Origin of the sequence: uncultured Bacteroides sp., assembly GCF_902491285.1 — a bacterium.
Taxonomy (GTDB): domain Bacteria; phylum Bacteroidota; class Bacteroidia; order Bacteroidales; family Bacteroidaceae; genus Bacteroides.
In genome coordinates this window covers 31,043-47,391 of the sequence record NZ_CABUHK010000002.1, presented here as the reverse complement: position 1 = coordinate 47,391, position 16,349 = coordinate 31,043, and the positions used below count along the sequence as shown (strand labels likewise).

Below are 16,349 nucleotides of genomic sequence, written 5' to 3'. Positions count from 1 at the left end.
GAATATGGAAGAATTGATTGATAAACTGAAAGTTGAATTAATAGAAGCATTGAATCTGGAAGAAATCACTCCGGAGGACATTGACAGTGAAGCACCTTTATTCGGAGATGACGGTCTGGGCCTTGACTCGATTGACGCATTAGAGATTATCCTGATTCTGGAAAGGAATTATGGAATCAAGATAGAGAATCCTGCCAAAGGCAAGGAAATATTCTATTCGGTACGTACCCTGGCAGACTACATCACCGCCCATCAGAAATGAGGAAGATCTATGTCACCGGTCTGGGAGTGATTTCGGGCATAGGGAAAGGAGTGGAAGAAAACCTGGATTCCTTAAAAGCCGGGAAACACGGTATGGGGAAAATCACCCTTTTCCCCACCGCACTTGACGTACCCGTGTCCGAAGTAAAACAGAGCAATGAAGAATTAAAGAAACTCCTGTCCCTTCCATCCGGCAAGACGTATTCACGTACAGCCTTGCTGGGCTTGTGGGCAGCCCAAGGAGCGGCCCGTGATGCGGAACTCGATTTCACTTCTCCCCGTATCGGGCTCATTTCTTCCACTTCCATCGGAGGAATGGATGCAAGCGAGCGGTTTTATGCCTCTTTCCGGGAAGATAACCGAAAAGGGAGATTACGTGACATTATCTCCCATGACTGTGGGTCCAGTACCGAAATGATAGCCGCTTATTTGGGAGTGAAAGGAACGGTGACCACCCTCAGCACCGCCTGTTCTTCCGCCGCAAATGCCATTATGTTAGGGGCACGCCTCATCCGGCATGGTCTGCTGGACGCTGTCCTTGTAGGCGGAACGGATGCCTTATGCCGTTTCACGCTCAACGGTTTCAATTCATTGATGATACTGGACAAAGAGCACTGCCGTCCTTTCGACCGCACACGTGCCGGACTAAACCTGGGAGAAGGAGCCGGATACCTTGTTCTTCAATCTGATAAATCCCTTACTAAAGCTCCTTATTGCGAACTCAGCGGTTACGCCAATGCCAATGAAGCCTACCACCAGACAGGAAGTTCCCCCGACGGAGACGGGCCTTTCCTTTCCATGAGTCAGGCCATAGCCTCTGCCGGGCTGACAGCCGGAGCCATAGACTATATCAATGTACATGGTACAGGCACTCCCAGCAACGACGCTTCCGAAGGGAAAGCCATCCGGCGTATCTTCGATACCCGTATTCCTCCTTTCAGTTCGGTCAAGGCTTTCATCGGGCACACCCTGGGAGCCTCGGAAGGAATAGAAGCCGTATATTCCGTACTCTCCATCCGTCACGGACTGATTTACCCTAATCTGAACTTCCATCTGTCCGATGAAGAAAGCGGCCTCATTCCTGAAACGGTTTTCCGGTCGGGACTTCCCATACGGCATGTATTATCCAACTCCTTCGGATTCGGCGGCAACAACTCATCTCTCGTATTTTCCACTCTAACCCAATAGCGTATGTGCCCAGTATATATCAACCGTATCGCCTCTATCCATGCGGAAAGCAGAAATGAAAAGCCTTATTTCTCCGCACAGGAACCTGATTATAAAGAAATGATCACCAACGCCAATCTGCGGAGGCGCATGAGCCGCATGATCAAGATGGGAGTAGCCTGCGGACTGGAATGTCTGAAAGATATCCCGTCGGAAAAGGTAGATGCCATTATCACCGCTACAGGACTGGGTTGTCTGGCCGATACGGAAAAGTTTATGAACGCCTTGATGGACAACCGGGAACAGATGCTCAATCCCACCGCTTTCATTCAGTCCACCTTTAATACGGTGGGTGCACAGCTAGCTTTGCTACTCAAAATACATGCTTATAATGTTACGTATGTACACCGTGGTTTAAGTTTTGAAAGTGCTCTGATAGATGGCATCATAAGCATTGCCGAAGGCAAACAGCATGTACTGGCAGGTGCTATGGATGAAATAACCCCTACCAGCCATATCATTCAGCAGCGTTTAGGACTGTTGAAAGGAACGACAGCCGGTGAGGGAGCACAATTTTTCCTGTTAAGCGCACAAAAAGAGGAACAGACTTTTGCCGAACTGAAAGGGGTAGATACTTTTATCACCCGGATGAGTGCTCCGGAAATCAGTAACAGGATGCATCATTTTCTAAAATCTCACGGGCTTGCACCCGAAGACATTGACTGGTTTATCAGTGGCAAGAACGGGCAGGAAGCAACAGATGCCGTTTATACGGATCTGGAACACAGTCTGTTCCCTCATGCCCTGCATAGCAGTTTTAAAGAACAATGCGGAGAATATCAGACTGCTTCATCCTATGCTCTCTGGATGGCGGCAAAAGCCTTGAAAGAAGAAGCTTCATCCCGTTACGCATTGATTTATAACCAATATCAAGGTATCAATCACTCAATCATCTTAATCAAGCGATGCACATCCTAGTTTCTGTAGTCATCATAGTAAGCGTCATGGCCTATTAAAAAGATGCTTTTAAGATACTGAAAACAGGAATAATGCTTAACTTTATCCCTCATAAAATAAAAGTAGTAGAAATAATGAAGAAAATAACTGTTACGAATATTGATATATCCATATCTGTAAGACCTGATAATAATGATTATATCTGCCTGACAGACATGGCACATTTCAAAGACAGAGAACGTACTAACTACATTATACAAAACTGGATGCGTCTACGTAGTACGATTGATTTTCTAGGGTTATGGGAAAAACTAAATAATCCAAATTTTAAAGGCATCGAATTCGATGCTTTTAAAATGGAGAGTGGAACAAACAGTTTCACCCTAACCCCCAAACAATGGATAGAAAAAACTAAAGCAATAGGGATTATATCCAAGCCCGGGCGATATGGGGGAACTTTTGCCCATAAAGACATAGCTTTTGAATTCGGGACTTGGCTCAGCCCTGAATTTAAACTATATCTCATCAAAGAATACCAAAGACTTAAAGAAGCAGAATCACACCCTTTATTAAGTGAATGGAACGTAAAAAGAATACTTAGTAAAGTAAATTATTCCATACATACGGATGCAATCAAAGACTTTATTATACCTAAAGTAGAAGATTTCAATCAAAAACTTGTTTATGCCGATGAAGCTGATTTGTTAAATCTCGCATTATGGGGATGTACCGCAAGACAATGGCGTGAAGCAAATCCACAATACGCAGATAAGAATATCAATATCAGAGATGTAGCAAGCATAAATGAATTAGTCGTATTATCGAATATGGAATCCTTCAATGCAGAGTTAATCAAGCGTAAGGTGGACAAGTCTAAAAGGTTTACTCATCTTCGGCAGATGGCCAAAGAGCAATTAGCACACTTGAATACGATTGATACCGAAAAAAAGTTCAGAATACTGACAGATAATGACAAACAATTAGAATAATCTCTACAAGATCATTTATTAAAGTATCACTCAATCATCTTAATCAAGCAATGCACATCCTAGTTTCTGTAGTCATCATAGTAAGCGTCATGGCCTATTTCTTTTACGCTTCTTACAGCATCCGTGCCTGTATTTACATGCGTGTCTTCTGTTGCAAGAAAACCGAAGAGAAAATCATAGCCATCACTTTTGATGACGGGCCCGATCCGATACAGACCCCCAAAGTGCTGAAAGTGTTAAGAGAAAAACACATACCGGCCTGCTTTTTTTGCATCGGAAACAAGATAAAAGGCAATGAAGAACTGCTCCGGCAAATCATCAAAGAAGGACATCGTATCGGGAATCATTCCTTCTCCCATTCCGGCTATTTTCCTCTCTATACCTTCAAACGGATGTGCCATGATTTAATTACCTGCCAGCAAGAATTGGAAAAAGTGACCGGCCAACCGGTCCGATGGTTCCGGCCGCCTTTCGGAGTGACCAATCCTACCCTGGCTAAAGCAGTGCGCAGGCTGGGATACATCCCCATTGGTTGGAACATCCGCACACTGGACACTCAGCAACCCACTCCTGAAAAAATTATCAAACACATCAAGAAACGGCTCGTTCCGGGCTCCATCCTTCTGCTACATGACCGGATGCCCGATAGTGACAGGCTGCTGGTACAAGTTCTGGACTTTATAGAAAAAGAGGGGTATACGGTAGTAGCGTTAGATAGGCTGATAAAGGACATGACAAAATAAATTTCTTCTATATTTTCAACAGCAACATCACCAAGTTCCAGAAACGAGACCTGGTTCACCCTTCATGATCAAACCGATAAAAAGATAACTTCGTCTTACGTAAAACATAAAATTCTTCCGCCACTTCATTCCACTCATTACCAACAACTTGCCGTGTAAAAAAGTCTGTAATACCCCCAAACCGGTATGTAAGCGATGGAGTGGAACATTCACCCGTTATTTGCAAGAGAAGCGCAGATATCAGATTAAATCTGACAGGATATGCTGTACTTTCGTTCAACTTAATAGGATGTCAGTGTGTAAACTTCCGATATATACTGTTGCTTCACCAGTTTGAAACGGTGGTTTCACACTGGTGACAACAGCTCTTCACACAGGTGAAAACCCATCTTCACCTAAGTGAAAATCATATCCTACCGTTCTCCTTACAAGAATTCCAACAGACCTTCATCCTGCATAATGACGCTTTCTGCCAAACTGACTCCGACAGGGAAAACGGATAAACCGTTTCGAGGGGGATACAGGAGGATTCGTCACTATAAATTATTGATTAACAATAACATGCCGTGATAAAACAAAAAAATATTGCAACGCAGAAATATAACTTTTTTATTCATTATAATTGCCCATGTGAACGATTGTAGAAACAGGTAAAAATCGTAAATAAGCGATAAAGGTATGAATGGTTTCTCAAAATATACTATCTTTGCTTCCCATTACAAACGGATAAACCTCTATAAAGTATGACCTACATGAAAATACTTTTGCTCTTGATGTTCTGTACAGTCCTGCCGATGCAAGCCCAACAGATGAAGAAACTTACTGATCTGAAAGATTTTGAAGCCCGTCTGCTGCAAGAGGCTAAAAATATAGAGTCCATCGAAAGTAATTTCACTCAGATAAAATATCTGGATGTATTCGATGAGAAAATAACCTCGAAAGGAAAGTTCTATTATAAAAAGAGCAATAAGATATGCATGGACTACGCACAGCCCATGAACTACCTTATCGTGATCAACAACAACCAACTGAAAATAGTATCGGACGGAAAGAAAAGCATCATGGACCTTCACTCCAATAAGATGATGAACCAAATGCAGGATATGCTTACCGCCTGCATGGTGGGCGACCTGTCCAACATGTCGCCCGGCTATGCTTTGGAATATTTTGAAGACGCCCATTACTATCTCATTCAAATCAAGCCCGTCAGCAAAGCGATACAGGCATATATCAACCAGATTCAAATTTATTTAGACAAAAAAGACATGTCTGTCCACAAACTACGTTTATCGGAAACCGCAACCAACTATACCGAATACGAATTCTCGGACAAGAAATTCAATTCTTTGAAAGATGAGGCAAAGTTTACGATACGCTAGCTGGCTGCTGTTGCTGTTTATCCTGCTCTCCTGCTCACACCGGGTGACAGGGGAAGCTACGGCACTGCCTCCCATCCTGCAGGCAGAAGCACAGTCGCAAAAGTACAACTTGCAACTGGATTTCATGAAACATCATTTCAGCGGAATGCTCATTGTCCGCCAAATGCCTGATAACGAAATCCGTATCCTGGGATCCACTTACTTTGGCCTCAGCCTTTTTGACTTCTCCCTGCACTGCGACACCTTCATAGTAAACAGTTGCATTGAACCGATGAGGAAGAAAAAGATGCTGAAAATACTGGAAACTGATTTCAAAAATCTATTTCTAAAGAGTGAAAAAGCACGTATTAAAAAGAAAAGTAGTACTTTTGAGCAAAGAATCAGTGGCAAAGGATTTGGAAAGACGGTATTCACCTTGTCCGGCTTTGTAAACGGACAGGCGGAGAAAGTACAAATCAAGCATCCGCTGATACGGTTAAGAATCCAATTGGACAAACTGAACATAAACAACCCTTGAAATGCTGCTGGAGAACTTTTATAAAATCATTCATATAAAGGAAAGAGAAGACGGAAAACAGGCAATAGAGATAGAGCTGAATCCCGGCCATGTGCTCTATCAAGGTCATTTCCCCGGACAGCCGGTGGTTCCGGGCGTCTGTACCTTACAGATAATAAAAGAAAGTGCCGAACAGATCGCCAACCAACCTTTGCAGTATGTACAGATTGCTTCTTCCAAATTCCTGTCTGCCATCAACCCGCTGGAAACTCCGCTACTACAGCTGTTTATCCGATTAGAAAAAACGGAAGAGCATCTTTTCAAGTTGCAGGCAGAAGGCATTTGTAATGGAAAAGAATTTATCAAGTTGAAAGCGGTACTGATGGCAAGTAAGTATCAATGAAGCAAGTCCTTCTGTTAAATATCCATAATAGCAAGAACAATAAGTCCATTTATAGTTGTCAACACCCATTAAACATCTTATATTCAGACAATTATAAATATGACACCTATGAAAACAAAATTCACAATGATTATGGCTGTTATTGCAACATTTGCAATAAGCTTGAACCTCCACTCTTCTAATGAGGAAGTAGTGTTTGGAGCACCTGCCGTGCAAATGCCACGAGGGGGTCCAAAGTACTGTGCTTTCGAAGCTGAATGGGAAAATTGCAAAATGGCTGCTACAGGCACTGTGTGTATCAGTGAAGATGGTAAATGCGGCACCGGAGTAGAGGTAGGTGCCCCCGGTGAAGGTTCAGGAGAAGGTGGGAATCATGGTGCTCCTACCAATTAACAACCAACAATTTATGTGGCCGGTTAGAAATCCGGTCACATAAATTACATACATCATAAAACCGAAAATATTATGAATCGAACACTCCTTTTTATATCACTCTTTTCTATATTTATCCTCGTATCTTGCCAGTCCTCCCCAAAAAACGAAGCTGGCAAACAGAACGAAGTAGAACTGGTAGCAGAAAAACAGCTGGCTTTCCCTTTAGACGAACAGACCTATTACTTAAGCAAATCCATGTTCCAATTCGAAGAAAACGGGAAAGAATACCTTCACTTTGAGAATACACAAAAATCATTATATGACATTGTCATTTTTGATATAGAGAATCAACAGATAGCCAAACGGATACCTCTTCACAAGACAGGTCCCAACGGGCTACCAGCTGTATTCGGCAGTAGACCTTCCCCCGATTCTCAATATATATTAGTTGCACAGAATAATATCAGTCTGCTCAGTTCCATAAACTCTCAAGGGGAAATAATACGAAACTATAATTTCCAAACTTCCTGAAGGCAGATTTACACCCTTGTCTTTTGGCAGTTACTACAATGCACCTGCTTTTATCAAAGACTCATGCATATTTCTACGCCAAGAAATTTTAAAACCCGATATGAAAAAGGAAGACTGGCCTAGAACCCATATGTTCGCCTCACAGGATCTGAGAACAGGAGAAGTTAAATGGATTCCTATTTTCTATCCACCCATCTTTAAAGAGGAATATGACAATATCGCAGGAGGATACGGTTTTAGTTATGATTACAACTACAAAGAGAGCCGTTTGGTCTGTGGATTTTTCGGATATGACAGCCTGATGGTTACAGATGACTTGAAACATATCCGATGGTATAACGCCAAAAGCAGATATCTGAAAAGCATGAAGCCCAAACTGGGTAATTCTATGGAAGGCATTAATGCTATTATAAAACTCAATGAAAATCCTAGATATTGGCATATCATGTATGACAAATACCGCAATGTGTACTACCGTTTTGCTGAAATGCCTTACAAACTGGCTTCCAACGAAAGCCCCTATGACGAACCCAAAGGAAAGGAGTTCTCCGTCATTGTACTGAACGCGGATTTTGAAATCATCGGAGAAACAAAATTCCCCGGAAAGAAATATTTCTATAAAAAGAGTTTTGTGGGAAGGGAAGGACTGTATATATCCGAGAACAATCTGGAAAATCCGCAATTCGACGAGAACAAGTTGGTGTTTACCTGCTTTAAAATTAAAAATGCATCTCCAAATAAATAATTAACGCCAGAATGCCCGCATCCGAAAATATACTATCTTTGTCACCCATTAGAAACCACATAAGTTCAGGTACGAAAACATTCATCCCAAACGTATCTGAATAGTTTGACTGAAAAACAAGATGAGTACAAACACAACATCGGTTTGGCGGAAGAAACTAAAGGAACTGGAGATTGTCGTCGTTATTCCCACCTACAACAACGGGAAGACACTGGCGGCAGTCATTGAGGAGGTATGCAGGTATGCAGACGATATCATTGTCGTCAATGACGGCTCTACGGATGATACGGCCAACATTCTGGAACAATATCCGGCTATCCGCACCATTACCCATCCTGTCAATAAAGGAAAAGGAACCGCTTTAAAGCACGGTCTTTCCCAAGCAAAAAAAGAAGGTTTCCGCTATGCCATCACCATCGATTCGGACGGACAGCATTTCGCTTCCGATATTCCCTGTTTTATCGAAGCCATTGAAAAAGAGCCCGACACGCTGCTGGTAGGCGCCCGAAACTTAGCCTCCGACAATATGCCGGGCAAGAATACCTTTGCCAATAAATTCTCTAATTTCTGGTTCAGACTGGAAACCGGGCTGAAACTGGAAGATACACAATCGGGATACCGCCTTTACCCTCTGCGCAAAATGAATGTGCAAAGCTGCTGGTACACCGCCAAATACGAATTTGAGTTGGAAGCCATCGTCTTTGCCGCATGGGGAGATGTAGCGGTGAAGAACATTCCCATCCACGTGTATTATCCCCCGCAAGCAGAACGGGTATCCCATTTCCGGCCGTTCCGGGATTTTACCCGTATCAGTGTGCTGAACACGGTGCTGGTGCTGATTACCTGCCTTTGGATTGTTCCCCGTAACCTGCTCCGCAAACTGTCATGGAGCAACTGCAAGCGATTCTTCACCGACCATGTGCTGAATACACGGGAATCCAACCTGAAGATTGTACTCGCCATCATGCTGGGGATTTTTATGGGTATCGTTCCGTTATGGGGTTATCAGATGCTGATCACCCTCTTTCTTGCGCATCTGTTCAGACTGAATAAAGTGATTGCCCTTGTCGCCGCCAATATCAGTATTCCACCCATGATTCCCCTATTGCTGTACGGCAGTTACCGGACAGGCTGCATGGTACTGGGTAATCCTCCCGATTTGCATCTCGGAGACCTTTCTCTTGAAAATGTCAAATCAGTTTTAGAGCAATATTTAATAGGAAGCATTATCTTTGCAATGGCTTGCAGTCTGCTGTCTGGAGTAATCTCCACCGTGTTGCTGGCTATATGTAGGAGAAAAAACGGATATGACTAAATTCTTTGTTGGATTATATAACTATTTTGAAAGGCATAAAGTCTTGTTTTACCTGTCCCTCAGCGTATGCATCCTCTTTATGGCCCTTTTTGCCGCCCAAGTCAGATTCGAGGAAAACGTAACCAGTTTCTTTCCGGATACCAAGGACTCCCAAAATGCCATCAACGTATTTGAAAATCTGAAGATAAAGGATAAAATTATGATCATGCTGTCCGGCAAGGACGGTGTGGCGGATGCGGATTCCCTGATTGAAGCTGCCGAAACCATTAAACAGGATTTACAGCAACAAGCGGAAGGAACCCTGATTAAAGAGATCTTCTCAAAAGCCGACGAAAACCTGATCAACAGTGTCGGAGATTTTGTTTACGACAACCTGCCCCTGTTCCTTTCCGACGAGGCCTACCAACGGCTGGACACCTTGCTTACCGCCGGAAACATTGCCGCCCTGATGCAGAAGAACTATTCCAACCTGATATCTCCGGCAGGATTCGCCTTGAAGAACTACATTATGCGGGACCCGTTGGGACTGGGCAGCCAGACGCTGAAACATCTGCAAGACTTCCAGTTGGAAGCTAATTACGAACTGATTAATGAACATATCTTCTCACGGGACGGTTCCACCCTGCTGATGTTCATCACCCCGGTATTCAACACCGGAAGCACGGGCAAAAATGACAAACTCATCCGGCTGATTGAAAATGAGCTGCAAAAAGCGGAAAAGGAACATCCCCAATTGGTTGCCGAATATTTCGGAGGTCCTTCCGTAGGAGTGTACAATGCACGACAGATAAAGAAAGATACGCTGGTCACTTCTTCCATCGCGCTGATTATCATCATTGTCTTCATATCTCTGGTATTCAAGCATAAGAAATCCATTCCGCTTATCATCACCCCGGTGCTGTTCGGAGCTTTATTCGCCTTATGCCTCATCTACTTTATCAAAGGCGGCATTTCAGCCATTGCCGTAGGTGCGGGCTCCGCCGTAATGGGCATTGCCTTGAGCTACTCCATACACATGCTGGCGCATCAGAATCATGTATCATCGGTACAACAATTAATCAGAGAAATCGCCTATCCGCTTACCGTAGGCAGTTTTACTACCATCGGCGCCTTTTTCAGCCTCCTCTTTACCAGTTCCAACCTGTTACGGGATTTCGGTCTGTTCGCCTCGCTTGCCTTGATAGGAACCACGCTGTTTTGCCTGGTCTATCTGCCGCATTTCCTGAAAGGGCAGGCGCATGTAAAACAAGGGGCGGTGCTACGCTTTATCGAGAAACTGAACGCTTATCCATACGAAAAGAACAAAGGCTTGGTAGGGGGCATTCTCGTGCTGACCATAATATGTTTATTCACCTCGCAGAACGTGCGTTTCAACGAGGATATGATGAGTCTGAACTATGAGCCTGCCCACTTGAAACAATCGGAAAACAAGCTGGCCGAACTCTTTGACAAGAAAGAAAAGACTGTTCTCTTTGTCAGTACAGGCAAAGATATGGGAGACGCTACCGGACAATACGCCGAAACGAACCGGCTGCTCGCCCAACTGAAAGAAGAAGGAAAAATAAAAGATTACGCCTCTGCCGGACAGTTTCTGATACCGGAAGAGGTGCAGGAAGCACGGTTGAAACAATGGCACAACTACTGGACTCCGGAAAAGAAAGCCCGGTTACGCGAAACCATCCGGACAGAGGCTGCCCGTTATCATTTTCGTGAACATGCATTCGAGCCGTTTTTCCAATGGCTCGACCGTCCGTTCCAGCCTTTGGACTACCAGAATGAAATCACTACCCGGCTTCTGAACGAATGGCAGACTTCCGCCGATTCCCTGACCATGCTGATTACTCAGGTACGGATGAACGAAACCGACAAGGAAGCGGTGTACCCCCTTTTCCAACCAAAAGAGAAGGTGGTTATCTTCGACCGCGGCTATTTCGCCAGCCAATGGGTATCAGCCGTCAATCAGGATTTCTATCTGATTCTTTATATCTCCTCTTTTCTGATTTTCTTTGCCTTATGGATCTCCTACGGACGCATAGAACTGACTCTGATGAGTTTCCTGCCGATGCTGGTCAGCTGGATTATCATTGTGGGGTTAATGGGCATGCTGGGTATTGAATTCAATATCATCAACATCATTCTGTCCACCTTTATTTTTGGAATCGGGGATGATTTCAGCATCTTCATTATGGACGGATTGCAGAATAAGTACCGCACAGGACGGCAGTTGCTGAACTCGCACAAAACAGCCATCTTCTTCTCCGCTTTCACCACCGTGATAGGTATGGGTACGTTGGTCTTCGCACGCCATCCGGCATTGCAGTCCATTTCCCTCATCTCCATTTTGGGAATGATTGCCGTCGTACTGGTAGCCTACACGCTGCAACCCATTCTTTTCCGGTTCTTCATCACAGCACCCGCTTCCAAAGGGTTGCCTCCTTATACATTGACAGGACTGGCAAGAACCGGCGGCCTGTTCCTGCTGTTCTTTATCGGATGCCTGTTCCTGCGCTTGCTGATAGCTGTCATGACCTTGCTTCCTATCCGCAAAGCCTATAAGAAACAAGTACTTTGCCAACTGATACATGTCACCTGCAAAAGCCTGATCCATATAGCCACATTTGTACATAAAGAAAGGATAAACCGGACAGGAGAAACGTTTAAAAAGCCTGCCATCCTGATAGCCAATCATCAGTCTTTCATCGATATACTGGTATTATTGGCACTGACTCCCAAACTGGTCATGGTTACCAATCACTGGGTATGGCACTCTCCTTTCTTCGGAGCCATTATCCGCTATGCCGATTTCTATTACGTAGGAGACGGTTACGAGCTTTACGTGGAACGGATGCGCCAAAAGGTGAAAGAAGGATATTCCATCGCCATTTTCCCCGAAGGAACACGTACCTACGACGGACGGATGAAGCGTTTCCATAAAGGAGCTTTCTATCTGTCGGAAAAACTGCAACTGGATATTATTCCGGTCATCCTTTACGGCAACTGCAAGATCATAGCCAAGGCACAGCCGTTCAATGTACGGAAAGGCATCATGCTGACAGAGATTCTACCGCGTATCCCAGCCAACGATGCTACGTACGGAACCACTTATCAGGAACGTACCAAAAACATCTCCGCGCGGATGAAAAAAGAATATGCCCGTATCTGTCGGGAACAAAGCACAACGGACAATCCCGTCTTCTACGAAAATCTGGTACAGAACTATATCTATAAAGGACCGGTAGAGGAATGGTACATACGCATCAAGGTGAAAATGGAAGATAACTACAGGTTATTCAACCAACTGGTTCCTGTCAAAGGACAGATTACAGATATCGGCTGCGGATTCGGACCGCTTTGCTATATGCTTTCCCAACTTTCCGAGGAACGGGAGATTACAGGGATTGATTATGATGAGGACAAGATAGCAGTAGCGCAACAGGGTTGGCTCCGCACTCCCCACCTGCAATTTGTATACGCCAATGCATTGGAATACCCTTTGCCGGAAAGTGACGCATTCATACTGAATGATATCCTGCATTATATGAACTATGAGCACCAGCGGACCTTATTGCTCAGATGCATGGAGCAGTTGCGCCCGGAAGGAAAGCTGATTGTGCGGGACGGCAATGCCGCCAACACCCGGAAACACCGCCTCACCCGTTTCACGGAACTGCTGTCTACCGGCATTTTCAGTTTCAACAAGACGACAGAACAACTTTGTTTCACATCCGAAGCGCAAATAAGGAGCATCGCGCAAGAAGGTGGGATGCAGCTGGAGATTTTACCTAATGACAGATATACCTCGAATACGATTTATATCTTCCAAAAAAACAAACCGGAACATGAGTAAGTACGATATCATCATCATAGGCAGCGGACTGGGCGGTCTGGAATGCGGAGCCATCTTGAGCAAAGAGGGCTACCACGTCTGTGTGCTGGAGAAGAATGAACTGTTTGGCGGCTGCTTCCAGACTTATCAACGCGGCGGGCACCGGATGGATACCGGCATTCACTATATCGGCAGTCTGGATGAAGGACAAATCATGAATCAGTATTTCCGTTATTTCGGTATCATGGACAAGTTATCCATCAAACGGATGGATGAAGAAGTGTTCGACCGGATTTATTATAAAGACGCTATCTATGATTACGCCATGGGGCATGAACGGTTCATGGAAACCCTGTGCCACTCATTCCCCCATGAACGGGAGAACTTAAAACGGTATGTGGCAGCTATCCGATCGGTGGGAAACCTGATCAGCACAGACCACCTGAAAAAAGGCCGCCTGTCCCAAGAAGGCATGGATTTCTTTGCCACCTCAGCAGCCGGGATGATAGCATCCGTTACCACGAACAGGGATTTACAGAATGTACTTGCCGCAACCTCCCTGCTCTATGGCGGGATCAAAAATAAATCTACCTTCTATGAACACGCCATGATTAACAACTCTTATCTGGAGAGCGCCTATCGTTTCACGGAAGGAAGTATGCAAGTCAGTCTGGAATTAATCCATATCATACGTGCCAACGGCGGTACGGTGCTGAACCGGAAAGAAGTGACCCGTATCCTTGTCAAGGATGAAGCCATACAAGGAGTGGAAGTGAACCATGAAGAGATACTGGAAAGTACTTACGTCATATCCAACCTGCATCCGCAACTCACCTTATCCCTGCTGGATAAGAACCATTCCATCAAACCGGCTTTTGTGTCTCGCATCAAGTCACTGGAAAACAGTTACGGGATATTCACGCTGAATCTGATGATGAAAAAAGACTGTTGCCCCTATCAGAACCATAATATATACCTGCACGGCAATGAGGATGTATGGTATGAAAAAGAGATGCACAAAGGGAATACCCCCAGTTGCATGATCTCCATGCAAGTACCCCGCGGCAACAGCAAATTCACAGAGGTGGTTTCCATACTGACCCCCATGTATATGGATGAGGTCAGCAAATGGACGGATACGACCCCCGAACACCGTGGCGAGGCATACCGCCAGTTCAAAGAAGAAAAGACGGAACAGATCTTGCAGTTCCTGAGGCGGTTCGGATTTCACTGGAATCATTGCATTGAAAAGATCCATACCACGACTCCGCTGAGCTATCGGGACTATACCGGAACCATAGACGGTTCGGCATACGGCATTGTCAAAAACTACCAGTATCCGCAAATCAGTTTTGTTTCCACACGCACCAAACTGAAGAATCTGTTCCTCACGGGGCAGAATCTGAATGTACACGGCGCTTTGGGCGTGACGCTGACAGCCATGCTCACTTGTTCGGAATTTGTAGGTCAGGAATATTTAGCAAAAAAAGTAGGCAATGCATAAGATTTGGAAGAAAACAATAAAGTACGGGGGGATGGCCCTGTTGATTCTGATAGCGGCGATCATGATAGGCATGAGTTATCTCTATCTATCTGCCGATATGATGACTCCGCAATTTGCGTCTACCCCTGAAACGGATCGTGTGATACGGAAAGACAGCCTCCGGCAGTATGGCGGAAACTACCTGCGGCACAGTGAGAGCGGACTTTGGGAACTGAAAGTCAGCGGACCTGCCTACGAAAGAGGCAAAGCCATCGGCCAACTGACTTCCGACTTACTTTATTTTCAGGAAAAAGTATTTGTGGATCAGATAAAAGAGATAGTCCCCTCTGAAAGTTATCTTAAATTCCTCCGTTTCTTCATTGTCCTTTTCAACCGGAATCTGGGGAAAAATGTGCCGGAAGAGTACCGGGACGAGATTTATGGCATCTCCCTCTCCTGCACCCATGAGTATGATTTCATCGGCACCCCCTACGAGCGTCAGTTGAATTACCACTCCGCCCACGACTTGGGACATGCCATGCAGGACTATATGCTGGTAGGATGCAGTTCATTTGCCTGCTGGGGTGAGAACAGTGCCGATTCTTCCCTTATCATCGGCCGTAATTTCGATTTCTACATGGGTGACGCCTTTGCACGCAACAAGCTCGTTTCGTTTTACCAACCCGAAAACGGATATCGCTTCGCATCCGTGGGATGGGCCGGAATGACCGGTGTCCTTTCCGGCATGAATGAAACGGGGCTGACTGTCACCATCAATGCCGCCAAATCGGATCTGCCTGCCGCATCCGCCACCCCTATTTCCATTCTGACCAGGGAAATATTGCAATATGCTTCTACCATTGAGGAAGCATACGCTATCGCCCGGAAACGGAAAACATTTGTCTCGGAGTCCATACTGGTGGGTTCGGCCAAGGACGGCAGAGCCGCAATTATCGAGAAATCGCCGGAGAAAATAGCCTTATTCACAGGAAACGGGCAGCAGATCATCTGTACCAACCACTACCAGTCGGAAACCTTCGGCCATGACAAACGGAACCTGGAAAACATAGAAACTTCGGACAGCCCCTACCGCTTTGCCCGCTTGCAGGAACTGCTGAAAGAAAACGCACCGATAGATGCCCCCAAAGCCGCCTCTATCCTGCGCAACCGGAAAGGAGTGGGAGAAGCGGAACTGGGCCTTGCCAATGAAATGGCCATCAACCAGTTCATCGCCCATCACTCCGTCATTTTCCAACCCGAGAAAAAACGGATGTGGGTATCCACCGCTCCCTGGCAATGCGGCAAGTACGTGGCATACGACCTGAACAGGATTTTCAGCGACTCCATCGATTTCAACCATGAAATCTATACCGAAAACCTGACAGTGCCTGCGGACTCCTTCCTGCAACAACAGGAATACCAACAGCTGATGACTTACAAAAGACTGGCTCCTGTACTACGGAAGCAGATTAAAAAGAAAGAACGGCTGGACGAACAGACCCTGCATGCCTTCCAACATGCCAACCCTCATTTCTTTTATGTGTACGAGTTGCTGGGAGATTACTATCATGCCACAGGACAGCAGGACAAAGCCCTGCGCAATTGGAAGAAAGCCCTCTTGCTTCCTATCCCCAAGCGAAGTGAATCAGAACGTATAGAACATAAAATAAACAACTAAA

General features: G+C 45.1%; 13 protein-coding genes and 1 pseudogene. All 14 read left to right on the top strand.

What is annotated here, in order from left to right; genetic code table 11:
* Window positions 1-4: 4 nt before the first annotated feature.
* Complete coding sequence (locus RDN93_RS00755; RefSeq protein ID WP_005844336.1) at window positions 5-262, top strand: phosphopantetheine-binding protein; 258 nt, start codon at window positions 5-7, stop codon at window positions 260-262.
* Window positions 259-1,449 (top strand): beta-ketoacyl synthase, encoded by a 1,191-nt coding sequence (locus RDN93_RS00750; protein WP_005844334.1) that lies wholly within the window; start codon window positions 259-261, stop codon window positions 1,447-1,449. The genes RDN93_RS00755 and RDN93_RS00750 overlap by 4 nt, the downstream gene beginning before the upstream one ends.
* Window positions 1,450-1,452: 3 nt before the next feature.
* On the top strand, window positions 1,453-2,406 hold the full coding sequence (locus RDN93_RS00745; protein WP_008781358.1) for a beta-ketoacyl synthase chain length factor: 954 nt from the start codon (window positions 1,453-1,455) through the stop codon (window positions 2,404-2,406).
* 113 nt (window positions 2,407-2,519) lie between these two features.
* Window positions 2,520-3,374 carry a KilA-N domain-containing protein gene (locus tag RDN93_RS00740; RefSeq protein WP_005850183.1) on the top strand — a complete coding sequence of 285 codons (855 nt, stop codon included), beginning with the start codon at window positions 2,520-2,522 and terminating at the stop codon, window positions 3,372-3,374.
* A 50-nt stretch (window positions 3,375-3,424) separates the two neighbouring features.
* Window positions 3,425-4,117 (top strand): polysaccharide deacetylase family protein, encoded by a 693-nt coding sequence (locus RDN93_RS00735; RefSeq protein WP_008781357.1) that lies wholly within the window; start codon window positions 3,425-3,427, stop codon window positions 4,115-4,117.
* A gap of 743 nt (window positions 4,118-4,860) precedes the next feature.
* Window positions 4,861-5,496, top strand: a complete 636-nt coding sequence (locus tag RDN93_RS00730) for an outer membrane lipoprotein carrier protein LolA (RefSeq protein WP_008781356.1) — start codon at window positions 4,861-4,863, stop codon at window positions 5,494-5,496.
* Window positions 5,471-6,013, top strand: coding sequence for a hypothetical protein (locus RDN93_RS00725; RefSeq protein WP_005844325.1), 543 nt, complete (start codon window positions 5,471-5,473; stop codon window positions 6,011-6,013). The genes RDN93_RS00730 and RDN93_RS00725 overlap by 26 nt, the downstream gene beginning before the upstream one ends.
* Before the next feature lies 1 nt (window position 6,014).
* The gene (locus RDN93_RS00720) at window positions 6,015-6,395 is read left to right on the top strand and encodes a hydroxymyristoyl-ACP dehydratase (RefSeq protein ID WP_005844323.1); all 381 of its coding nucleotides are present in this window, start codon (window positions 6,015-6,017) and stop codon (window positions 6,393-6,395) included.
* Window positions 6,396-6,503: 108 nt separating this feature from the next.
* Window positions 6,504-6,788, top strand: coding sequence for a hypothetical protein (locus RDN93_RS00715; protein WP_011965012.1), 285 nt, complete (start codon window positions 6,504-6,506; stop codon window positions 6,786-6,788).
* Between the two features lie 72 nt (window positions 6,789-6,860).
* Window positions 6,861-8,046 (top strand): annotated as a pseudogene (locus RDN93_RS22050) (DUF4221 domain-containing protein).
* Window positions 8,047-8,167: 121 nt separating this feature from the next.
* A complete protein-coding gene (locus RDN93_RS00700; protein WP_005844317.1) occupies window positions 8,168-9,361 on the top strand; it encodes a DUF2062 domain-containing protein in 1,194 nt (397 codons plus the stop codon).
* Window positions 9,354-13,208 (top strand): trifunctional MMPL family transporter/lysophospholipid acyltransferase/class I SAM-dependent methyltransferase, encoded by a 3,855-nt coding sequence (locus RDN93_RS00695; protein ID WP_016271730.1) that lies wholly within the window; start codon window positions 9,354-9,356, stop codon window positions 13,206-13,208. Before RDN93_RS00700 ends, RDN93_RS00695 begins: the two co-directional genes overlap by 8 nt.
* Window positions 13,201-14,691, top strand: a complete 1,491-nt coding sequence (locus tag RDN93_RS00690; RefSeq protein WP_005844313.1) for an NAD(P)/FAD-dependent oxidoreductase — start codon at window positions 13,201-13,203, stop codon at window positions 14,689-14,691. Before RDN93_RS00695 ends, RDN93_RS00690 begins: the two co-directional genes overlap by 8 nt.
* Window positions 14,684-16,348 carry a C45 family peptidase gene (locus tag RDN93_RS00685; protein ID WP_005844311.1) on the top strand — a complete coding sequence of 555 codons (1,665 nt, stop codon included), beginning with the start codon at window positions 14,684-14,686 and terminating at the stop codon, window positions 16,346-16,348. Before RDN93_RS00690 ends, RDN93_RS00685 begins: the two co-directional genes overlap by 8 nt.
* The last annotated feature ends 1 nt before the right edge of the window (window position 16,349 follow it).

Excerpts from the sequence above, each read along its gene's own strand:
- RDN93_RS00755 (WP_005844336.1), top strand. The coding sequence starts at position 5 with ATGGAAGAATTGATTGATAAACTGAAAGTTGAATTAATAGAAGCATTG.
- RDN93_RS00750 (WP_005844334.1), top strand. The coding sequence starts at position 259 with ATGAGGAAGATCTATGTCACCGGTCTGGGAGTGATTTCGGGCATAGGG.
- RDN93_RS00745 (WP_008781358.1), top strand. The coding sequence starts at position 1,453 with ATGTGCCCAGTATATATCAACCGTATCGCCTCTATCCATGCGGAAAGC.
- RDN93_RS00740 (WP_005850183.1), top strand. The coding sequence starts at position 2,520 with ATGAAGAAAATAACTGTTACGAATATTGATATATCCATATCTGTAAGA.
- RDN93_RS00735 (WP_008781357.1), top strand. The coding sequence starts at position 3,425 with ATGCACATCCTAGTTTCTGTAGTCATCATAGTAAGCGTCATGGCCTAT.
- RDN93_RS00730 (WP_008781356.1), top strand. The coding sequence starts at position 4,861 with ATGACCTACATGAAAATACTTTTGCTCTTGATGTTCTGTACAGTCCTG.
- RDN93_RS00725 (WP_005844325.1), top strand. The coding sequence starts at position 5,471 with ATGAGGCAAAGTTTACGATACGCTAGCTGGCTGCTGTTGCTGTTTATC.
- RDN93_RS00720 (WP_005844323.1), top strand. The coding sequence starts at position 6,015 with ATGCTGCTGGAGAACTTTTATAAAATCATTCATATAAAGGAAAGAGAA.
- RDN93_RS00715 (WP_011965012.1), top strand. The coding sequence starts at position 6,504 with ATGAAAACAAAATTCACAATGATTATGGCTGTTATTGCAACATTTGCA.
- RDN93_RS00700 (WP_005844317.1), top strand. The coding sequence starts at position 8,168 with ATGAGTACAAACACAACATCGGTTTGGCGGAAGAAACTAAAGGAACTG.
- RDN93_RS00695 (WP_016271730.1), top strand. The coding sequence starts at position 9,354 with ATGACTAAATTCTTTGTTGGATTATATAACTATTTTGAAAGGCATAAA.
- RDN93_RS00690 (WP_005844313.1), top strand. The coding sequence starts at position 13,201 with ATGAGTAAGTACGATATCATCATCATAGGCAGCGGACTGGGCGGTCTG.
- RDN93_RS00685 (WP_005844311.1), top strand. The coding sequence starts at position 14,684 with ATGCATAAGATTTGGAAGAAAACAATAAAGTACGGGGGGATGGCCCTG.